This window comes from Larkinella fluvii (assembly GCF_051857545.1).
Taxonomy (GTDB): Bacteria; Bacteroidota; Bacteroidia; order Cytophagales; family Spirosomataceae; genus Larkinella.
Genome location: NZ_JBPZHB010000019.1, coordinates 92,738 through 102,289, shown reverse-complemented (window position 1 = coordinate 102,289; position 9,552 = coordinate 92,738). Strand labels below are relative to the sequence as shown.

Sequence of the window (9,552 nt, the reverse complement as noted above, 5' to 3'; positions counted from 1 at the left end):
CCGGCCCTAAAGGGGACTTGGACACCGAGCGGGAGTAATAAGCTTCGTCCTAAGCATTGTCCAAGTCCCCTTTAGGGCCGGGCCGTCGATACGGATGTAGGGGCAAAGCGTCGGAGGGGCAAAAGCGATTTAGGAGCAAAGGGGATGGGCAAAGCGACGGCGGGGCAAATGCATCGCAGCGGCAAAAGCCCCAAATAAAAGTACACAGTCTGTAACCAGTTCATATTAAAAGTTTTTAACTCACAAGTCGATGATGGGGAATTTTACGAAAAAGCACAGATGGGGCGTTCTCTGGACACTGGTGCTTGCCGTCATAAGCCAGCACCTGCACGCGCAATCGGGGAGTTTTGGCAGCACGTTTGCCCATACCACCGCCGAAATGGCGATCTATGAGCAGCATAATTTTGTCACCGGCAGTGGCACCATCAACGCCGGGATCGTGGGGTCCGAGCGCAACCCCATCATCGGGATGTACAGCTTCGTCAACCCCAACGGCACCTGGATCAACGCGAGCAATACCGCCTTTATGGACGGTTACGTGCGGACCTACAACACCACGCCCTTTACCTTTCCCATCGGCGACAACAACCGCTACCGCCCGGCTGCGGTTTCGACCTCGTCGGCAGCCGCCCCGACCACAGCCGCCTACTACGGCGTCGATCCGGGGATGGCCACCACCAGCAACCTGATGGGCGGGAACTACGGCATTCTGCCCGGCGGAGGCCCCGCTTTTCCCTCCACCACCAAAGCCCCGGGCGTCGGCGTGGTCGACAACGTCGAATACTGGGACATCGACGGCACCACGCCCGCGCGCATCACCCTCACCTGGGATGCCACCACGCCCATCAACGCGATGGTCGGCACCACCCTCAACAACCTGACCATCGTCGGCTGGGACGGCGCGAAGTGGGTGGCGATTCCCTCGACGGTCGATCCGGCCTCCCTGACCCTGACTACCAGCGCGAGTGCCTTCACGGGCCTTGCCCCGCAGGTTTCGGCGGGTTCCATCACCACCAACGCCACCGTGGTGCCGGGTTCCTTCATCGTCTACACCCTCGCGGGCATTTGCCCGCCCACCAGTGTGACGGCCAGCATCACCTCCCTGACCACTTGCTCGGGGGGCGAAGTTGCCATCAACTACACCACCACGCCTGCGGCCCAAACCGTGCAGTGGACCCGGATGCCGGGCAACCTGACCAACCTCGGCAATGTCATCGATTACCCCACCGCACCCGGAACCGCTCCGGTCAGCTATACTTACACCGCCGTTGTGACCAGTGCGTTTGGTTGCACCAGCAATGTAGCCACCACGGTCGTGACCGTCAATCCGCAACCGATCCTGACGCCCTCGCAATGTTCGCAAACGATCTGCTCGGGCGAAACCGGGGCCATCACCTTCGTCACCAGCATTCCGGGGGGCGTCATCAACTGGGTCCGAACGCCCACCACACCCGCACCCTCGAGTGGCACGGGCAACATCGCCCAGTCGCTGACCAATACCGGCCCGACCTCCCTGACGTATACCTACCAGATCTGGGCGGAATACCCGGCTTCGGTTGCGAGTTGCCCCAGTTCAAACACCATTACCTGCGTGATTGTCGTGGAAAACTGCTGCAACCCGGTGGTCGCGGCCACGAGCAACAGCCCGCTCTGTAGTGCCAGCACCTTGTCGCTGTCGGCCACGAGCGGTTTTGCCACCTACGCCTGGAGCGGCCCCAATGGTTTTGTCAGCACGATGCAGAACCCGACCATTCCCAACACCACCACCGCAACCAGTGGCGTCTATTCCGTGACGGTATCCGACGGCATCAGTTGTACGGGTTTGGCGTCCACCACGGTGACCATTGCGACGCAACCCAGTCTCAGCATTACCGCCGGTTCGGGTCTGACGATCTGCTCCGGCCAAAGCACCACGCTGGCCGTAGCGGGTGACGGCGGGGCCACGGTGACCTGGGTGAACAGCCTGGGACAGAGCGGCACCAGCACCTCGATTTTCTTCGCCGGAATTGGCAACACCAACGCCACCCCCGAAACGATCACGTATGTGGTGACGGCGAGTGCCGGCAATTGCTCCGACAGCAAAATCGTGACGCTCACCATCAACCCGGCCCCGGTCATTCAGGTGATTCCCGTTCAGGCGGTGGTTTGTGCGCTGGAAATGACGACCGTAACCGGAACGGCCTTACCCGCCACGGCGACGATCAACTGGACACGGACCCCGGCGATTCCGGCTCCGGCCAGTGGCACGGGAACGGGCAGTGCGACGGTGAACGAAACCTTGCCGGTCGGCACCTACACCTACACCTTCACCGCAACGCAGAACGGTTGCACCAGTACCCCGGCCACGTCGCAGGTAACGGTGCAGAATTGATTCTTAAACAACTCTTTACAATTTATAGCCATGAAAACCGCCCTCAAACATACCCTCGTCGTTCTTGCTCTCTTCGCCAGTACGGTCGTGGCAGAAGCCCAAATGAAAATCGGTTCCAATCCGACAGTAACCAACCCCAACGCCAACCTGGAAGTGGAAGCCTCCACGCCCAACCGCAAGGTAACAGTCGATAAAACCACCGGGCAGGTGACGATTAAGGATGGGACCGAAGGAGCAGGCAAAGTGTTTACCTCTGACGCCAATGGGGGAGGAAGCTGGCAATCCAATACACTGGCAGGCGGAAAGATTAAGTCTAGTGTGGCTCAGATCTTTCCGAATGGGGTTGAAACAACCTTGATATTGGACGCTCCACTTAATATAACGCTCGCCGGAAATTATTTGGTATCGATCCGATGGTGGGGTGTTTCAACGGCGTTTTCCAGCGGAATGAGTAGTGCTTACTATATCTTATACAAGAATGGCGTACGGGTTGATGAGATTGAGTACTACGTTGCCGGAACCAACAATTTTGCTTTCTCATTCACCCTGAATATGGTGGCTTCGAATTGTAGTGTTGGTGACGTATTGACAATTCGATTATTTCCTTCGCATCCTACAGGTGCTGCCGATTGGAAAACGGGCACATCTGGAACAAACCCGGTCTGGATGCCTAGTGTACTGGTATCTAAAATATAATGGCCCCGTTACCGGTCGCGTGTGGCATTGAGCCGGTAAGAAGCCTTAAGCATCCGGAAACGGTGCATGAACAGAAACCGAAGCCATCAACCGGGGAACCGGAGTGGAGATGATGCGGCATCAAAAGGCTATCTGATTGTTGATTGAGTGAGAATAAAAAGCATAGCTTTCAATTGCTTTGGCAATCAATTGATGGTGCTCTGTGCTACGACGGCATCGGCAAAATCTTGAAAAGAATAAAGCCATTAACCAGTTCATATACAACGCATTTAACGCGCAATCAAATGATGGGGAAATTTACGAATAAGCACCGATGGGCCGTTCTCCGGATGCTCGTGCTTGCCGTCATCAGCCAGTTGGTACACGCTCAATCGAGTAGTGTGGGCAGTTCATATGCCCATACCGGAATCGAGACGGTTATTCTGGGCCAACATGACTTCATGAACGGCAGCGGCACCATCAGCGCCGGCATCATTGGCTCCGAGCGGCAACCCGTCATTGGGCTGTACAGCTTTTTGGGGGCCAGTGCCTCCTGGATCAACGCGACCAATACGGCTTTTGTCGATGGCTATGTGCGAACGTACAATACCGCGGCTTTCACGTTCCCCATCGGCGACAACAACAAATACCGCCCGGCCGCGGTTTCGGCGTCCTCCTTCGCGGCACCCACGACGGCGGCCTATTACGGCGTCGATCCGGGTTCAGCGATGACCAGCGACCTGAAAGGCGGCACCTATGGCGTTTTGCCGGGCGGAGGCCCCGCTTTTCCCACGACATCCAAAGACGTCACCGTCGGCACGGTCGACAACGTCGAATACTGGGACATCGACGGCACCACGCCCGCGCGCATCACCCTCACCTGGGATGCCAACACGCCCATCGCTTCGATGGTGGGCGGTAACCTGAACAACCTCACCATCGTTGGCTGGGACGGCACCCAGTGGGTGGCCATTCCGTCGACGGTCGATGCGGCTTCGCTGCTCCAGAACACCAGCGCGAGTGCCTTCACGGGCCTTGCCCCGCAGGTTTCGGCGGGTTCCATCACCACCAACGCCACCGTGGTGCCGGGATCGTTCACGGTTTACACGCTCGCGGGGGCCTGTCCGCCCACCACCATTGTGCCCGACATCACCTCCACGACGATCTGTTCGGGCGAACTGGTGGCCATCAACTACACCACCACCCCCGCCGGTTCCCAAATCCAGTGGACCCGGATGCCGGGCAACCTCGTTCAACTGGGCAACGTGCTGGATTACCCGACCGCCACCGGCACCACGCCGGTCAGCTACACCTACTCCGCCGTGGTCACCGGCACGTTCGGCTGTCCGAGTCTGACGGCGGTCACCGTGGTGACGGTCAACCCGGTTCCCATCATTACGCCCTCCATCTGTTCGCAAACGATCTGTTCGGGGCAAACGGGGGCCATCACCTTCCTCAGCAGCATTCCCGGCAGCACCATCAACTGGCTGCGGGTCGATAACAACCAAACCGGTACGGGCGACATCAGCCAGGCCCTGACCAACACCGGCCCCACCTCGCAGACCATTACGTTCAAGGTCTGGGGCGTCAGTCCGGCCCCTTCGTCCTGTCCGTCTTCCACCACCATCACCTGCGTGATTGTCGTCGACAATTGCTGTAACCCCATTGTGGCGGCCACGAGCAACAGCCCGCTCTGTAGTGCCAGTACGCTGTCGCTGTCGGCCACGAGCGGTTTTGCCACCTACGCCTGGAGTGGCCCCAACGGTTTTGTCAGCACGATGCAAAACCCGACCATCCCCAACACCACCACCGCAGCCAGTGGCGTCTATTCCGTGACGGTATCCGACGGCATTAGTTGTACCGGTTTGGCCTCCACAACTGTGACCATTGCGACGCAACCCAGTCTAAGTATTACAGCCGGTTCGGGTCTGACGATCTGTTCGGGCCAGGCCACCACCCTGACGGTGTCGGGCGACGGCGGGGCGGCAGTGACCTGGGTGAACAGCCTGGGACAAAGCGGCACCGGAACCACGATCAACTTTGCGGGGATCAACAACATCAGCGGTCCTCCCCAGACGATCACGTATGTGGTGACGGCGAGTGCCGGGAACTGTTCCGACAGCAAGGTGGTGACGCTCACCATCAACCCGGTTCCGGCCCTGCAGGTGGTGCCCAAACAGGCGGTGGTCTGCGCGCTGGAAATGACGACCGTGACGGCAACGGCTTTCCCGGCCACCGCAACGATCAACTGGATGCGCACCCCGGCAATACCGGCCCCGGCCACCGGCACCGGAACGGGCAGCGTAACCGTGAATGAAGTCCTGCCCGTCGGTACGTATGACTATTCATTCACCGCAACGCAGAACGGTTGCACGAGTGCCCCGGTCACGTCGCAGGTAGTGGTGCAGAATTGATTTTTAAACAACTCTTTACAACGCATATCCATGAAAACCGCAATCAAACATACCCTCGCTATTATTGCCCTGTTTACCAGTACGTTGGTGGCCCAGGCTCAGGTGAAAATCGGGACCAACCCCACCGTTGCTGCCCCCACCTCCAATTTGGAAGTGGAAGCCTCCACGCCCAACCGCAAGGTGAAAGTCGATAAAACCACCGGGCAGTTGACGATTCAGGATGGGACGGAAGGAACGGGGAAAATATTAACGTCGGATGCCGTGGGGGGAGCGAGTTGGCAACTCCCTTATTCAACTACGGTTATCACTGGTCTTAGTAGCCCACCTTTAGGAGCTTACATAAATCCGCCAACGGTTACAGAATATATAGCTAATTCCCCTTTGACCCTAAATAAGGGAGTATACACCTTATTTTATTATGCTCAATTCGATTACTTGCAACCCTCAACAACGAGCACACCTTTATATCCTGATCCTACTAACTTTTCAACATTGGCTAATACTTTACCACAGTATATATATTTTGAATTTATTACCGAATCAGGTAGTGCGACATTTCCATCTTATCTGTGGGGAACGACAGGACAACCCGATGGCCCACACGTAATTCCTGTAATTAACTTTTCTCAGGTAGCAGCGAAAGTTACTCAGTTGGTAATCGTTAACGCTGATAATACCGTAATCAAGCCTAAATATTGGGGAATACCCCGTTACGGTCATATAAGTAATATTGGTCCTATAATAGCCTTGAAAATGTAAGATTGATTTTTTGGTTCCTGTGGGTTTGTAAATTTTAATGGTTCGAATAGTGATTTGGGCATGTTACAAATTGCAAATCGAGTAGGACATCTTGCAACTCTCATGTATCGATCGGCAAAAGAATGGAGCTTTAGGCACCCAAAACCTGTCGATGAACAGAAACTGCCGATTTTGTGTAAATTTGGTAAGCACTAACTAACTGGATTCGACATGGTACTGATCATCGAAACGGACGCCCGGTATAATCGGACCGCCGAAGCGGCAATTGTTTCTGGAACTGGCTAAGTCGTTAAAGGCGCAGATACGAATTGAAAACGAGGGTGACGCTCAGACAGAAGATGTTTCGCCAACGAACGAAGAAATTCTGGACGCCATTGAACGGGGCTATCGCCAGGCGCAGTTGCACGTGGAGGGGAAAATAAAGTTGAAATCAGCCAGAGAACTGCTTAATGAGTTATAAGGTCGAAGTTACTGCTGATTTTGAACGGGATCTTAAATCTTTTTCCTGTTAGCCATTTATGATAAATCTGAGCAAGATTCCATTAGCGATGAAACGGTTCGGGATCGTCTGGATGACTTGAATGAATGAAGCCATCGACCGGGGAGCCGAGATTGAAGTAATCCGACACCGACAGGCTGCCTGACCTGTTGGCAGGTGTTGATGGAGTGGGAGTAATATTTGATTTTAAAATTGCTTGTCAAAGCAAATAAGAAAGGCCGTCGCTTTTGCCCCGTTCGTCGGTTTCGCCCCGTTCCCCTAAAGGGGACTTGGACAATGCTTTGGACGACGCTAATTACTCCCGCTCTGTGTCCAAGTCCCCTTTAAGGGAACGGGGCAAAGCCGGAATCGGGGCAAAGCCGCCATCGGCACAAACCCGGCGAAATAAAAATAAAGTCATTAACCAGTTCATATACAACGCATTTAACGCGCAATCAGATGATGGGGAATTTTACGAAAAAGCACCGATGGGAAGTTCTCTGGCTGTTTGTGCTAACCGTCATAAGCCAGGGCGCACGGGCACAATCCGGCAGTTTTGGCAGCACCTACGTCCACACCGGGATGGAGATGGGGATTTTGGGACAACACGATTTCGTCACCGGCAGCGGCACCATCAACGCCGGGATCGTGGGGTCGGAGCGGTTGCCCGTCATCGGGGTCTATAGCTTCGTAAACCCGGCCGGTAGCTGGATCAACGCGAGCAATACCGCCTTTATGGATGGCTACGTGCGGACCTACAATTCTGGCCCGTTTACGTTCCCCATCGGCGATAACAACAAATACCGCCCGGCCGCGGTGTCGGCTTCCTCGGCGGCCGCCCCCACCACGGCGGCCTACTACGGCGTCGATCCGGGTTCAGCGATGACCAGCGACCTGAAAGGCGGGACCTACGGTATTCTGCCGGGAGGAGGCCCCGCATTCCCCACGACGTCCAAAGCCGCCACCGTCGGCGTGGTCGACAACGTCGAATACTGGGACATCGACGGCACCACGCCCGCGCGCATCACCCTCACCTGGGATGCCAACACGCCCATCGCTTCGATGGTGGGTGACAACCTGAACAACCTGACCATTGTGGGCTGGGACGGCACGAAGTGGGTGGCCATTCCGTCGACGGTCGATCCGGCTTCCCTGACGCTGACCACCAGCGCGAGTGCGTTCACGGGCCTGGGGCCTCAGATCACGGCGGGTTCCATCACCACCAACGCCACCGTGGTGCCGGGTTCCTTCACGGTTTACACGCTGGCGGGTTCATGCCCCACCACCAACATCATCGCCGACCTCACCAGCCAGACCATTTGTTCGGGCAATCAGGTCGCCATCAACTACACCACCACCCCAACGGGCGGACAAACGATCTGGACCCGGATGCCGGGCAACCTGACGAGCCTGGGCAACGTGGTCGACTTTCCGACCGCCACCGGCAGCACCCCCACCACCTATACCTACACCGCTGCGGTCACGTCCTTCGGTTGCCCCAGCCTGACCGCCGTCACCACGGTTCTGGTCAATCCCGTTCCCATCGTGACGCCCTCGTTCTGTTCGCAAACGATCTGTTCGGGCCAAACCGGTGCCATTACCTTCACCACCACCATTCCCGGTTCCACCATTCACTGGGTGCGGACACCAACCTCTCCGGCACCATCGAGCGGCACGGGCGACATCAGCCAGTCGCTGATCAATACCGGTCCCACGTCGCTGACCTATACCTATCAGGTCTGGGCCGAATCCCCGGCTCCGGCTTCGTGTCCGTCGTCCACCACCATTACCTGCACGATTGTGGTCGACAACTGCTGCGACCTGGTCGCGACAGCTACCCCGACGGCGGTTACGAGTTGCGTCACGCCCAACAGCGGGGCTGTGGTCCTGACCTACATCGGTTCGCAGACCTACCAGTATAGCCTCAACGGCGGAGCGTTTCAGGCCCTCGGCACCAGTCCGTTTACAATCAGTAACTTAGCGGCCAATACCTACAGCATTGCCATTCAGGCCGTGGGCGATCCTACCTGTTCGACGGTTGTCAGTGCCACGGTCAGTGGCCCGGTTGTTCCCAACCTGACCGCCAGCAGCAACAGCCCGGTCTGTACCGGAAACACCCTGACGCTCTTTGCCACCAGCGGTTTTGCCACCTACACCTGGAGCGGCCCCAACGGGTTTAGCAGTACGCAGCAGAACCCGGTTCTTCCGATTTCAACCACCGTCATCAGTGGAGCCTACTCGGTCTCGGCCACCACAGCCGCCGGGTGTACGGTGACGGCCTCGACCACGGTGATCGTGGCGACCCAACCCAACCTGACCGTCACGGCGGGAACGGGACTGACGATCTGTTCGGGGCAAAGCACCACGCTCGCCGTCGCCGGTGATGGCGGGGCCACCGTCACCTGGATCAACAGCCTGGGCCAAACCGGCACCGGCACCACCATCAACTTTGGCGGTTTGCTGAACCTGGTGGGGCAACCCCAATCGGTTACCTACATCGTTTCGGCCAACGCCGGGCCTTGTTCCGACACCGAAACCGTGGTGCTGACCATCAATCCGGCACCGGTGGTGCAGGTCAACCCGCAGCAGGCCATCATTTGCGATCTGGAACAAACCAACATCGTCGCGACGGCTTTCCCCAGCACGGCCACCCTCGACTGGGTCCGGAGTCCGGCTCTCCCCAATCCGCCCCCGGCAACGGGAACCGGCACGGGAAGCCTGACCGTCAACCAGGTGTTGCCGCCGGGAAGTTACACGTTCACGTTCACAGCCACGCAGGGCGGTTGCACGAGTTCGCCCGTCACGGTGCCGTTGACGGTGAATAATTAAGACGACTTTGAGACGGCTGATCCGTT

6 protein-coding genes are annotated in these 9,552 nt (G+C 57.3%); all 6 read left to right on the top strand.

Translation table 11 applies throughout. From position 1 onward, the window contains the following. Positions 1–250 precede the first annotated feature (250 nt). The 6 genes from ACS5NO_RS31985 to ACS5NO_RS31960 all read left to right on the top strand — a co-directional run bounded on the left by ACS5NO_RS31985 (position 251) and on the right by ACS5NO_RS31960 (position 9,526). Positions 251–2,371: a hypothetical protein gene (locus ACS5NO_RS31985; protein WP_439418869.1), complete on the top strand. Its 2,121-nt coding sequence runs from the start codon at positions 251–253 to the stop codon at positions 2,369–2,371. A 30-nt stretch (positions 2,372–2,401) separates the two neighbouring features. Then, positions 2,402–3,067 carry a hypothetical protein gene (locus tag ACS5NO_RS31980; RefSeq protein WP_439418868.1) on the top strand — a complete coding sequence of 222 codons (666 nt, stop codon included), beginning with the start codon at positions 2,402–2,404 and terminating at the stop codon, positions 3,065–3,067. Between the two features lie 284 nt (positions 3,068–3,351). Beyond that, positions 3,352–5,460, top strand: a complete 2,109-nt coding sequence (locus ACS5NO_RS31975; protein ID WP_439418867.1) for a hypothetical protein — start codon at positions 3,352–3,354, stop codon at positions 5,458–5,460. Between the two features lie 30 nt (positions 5,461–5,490). Further along, positions 5,491–6,219 (top strand): hypothetical protein, encoded by a 729-nt coding sequence (locus tag ACS5NO_RS31970; protein ID WP_439418866.1) that lies wholly within the window; start codon positions 5,491–5,493, stop codon positions 6,217–6,219. A gap of 265 nt (positions 6,220–6,484) precedes the next feature. Beyond that, entirely contained in the window at positions 6,485–6,679 is a 195-nt protein-coding gene (locus tag ACS5NO_RS31965) for a hypothetical protein (protein ID WP_439418865.1), read from the top strand. A 477-nt stretch (positions 6,680–7,156) separates the two neighbouring features. Continuing rightward, positions 7,157–9,526 carry a hypothetical protein gene (locus ACS5NO_RS31960; RefSeq protein WP_439418864.1) on the top strand — a complete coding sequence of 790 codons (2,370 nt, stop codon included), beginning with the start codon at positions 7,157–7,159 and terminating at the stop codon, positions 9,524–9,526. Positions 9,527–9,552: the final 26 nt, after the last annotated feature.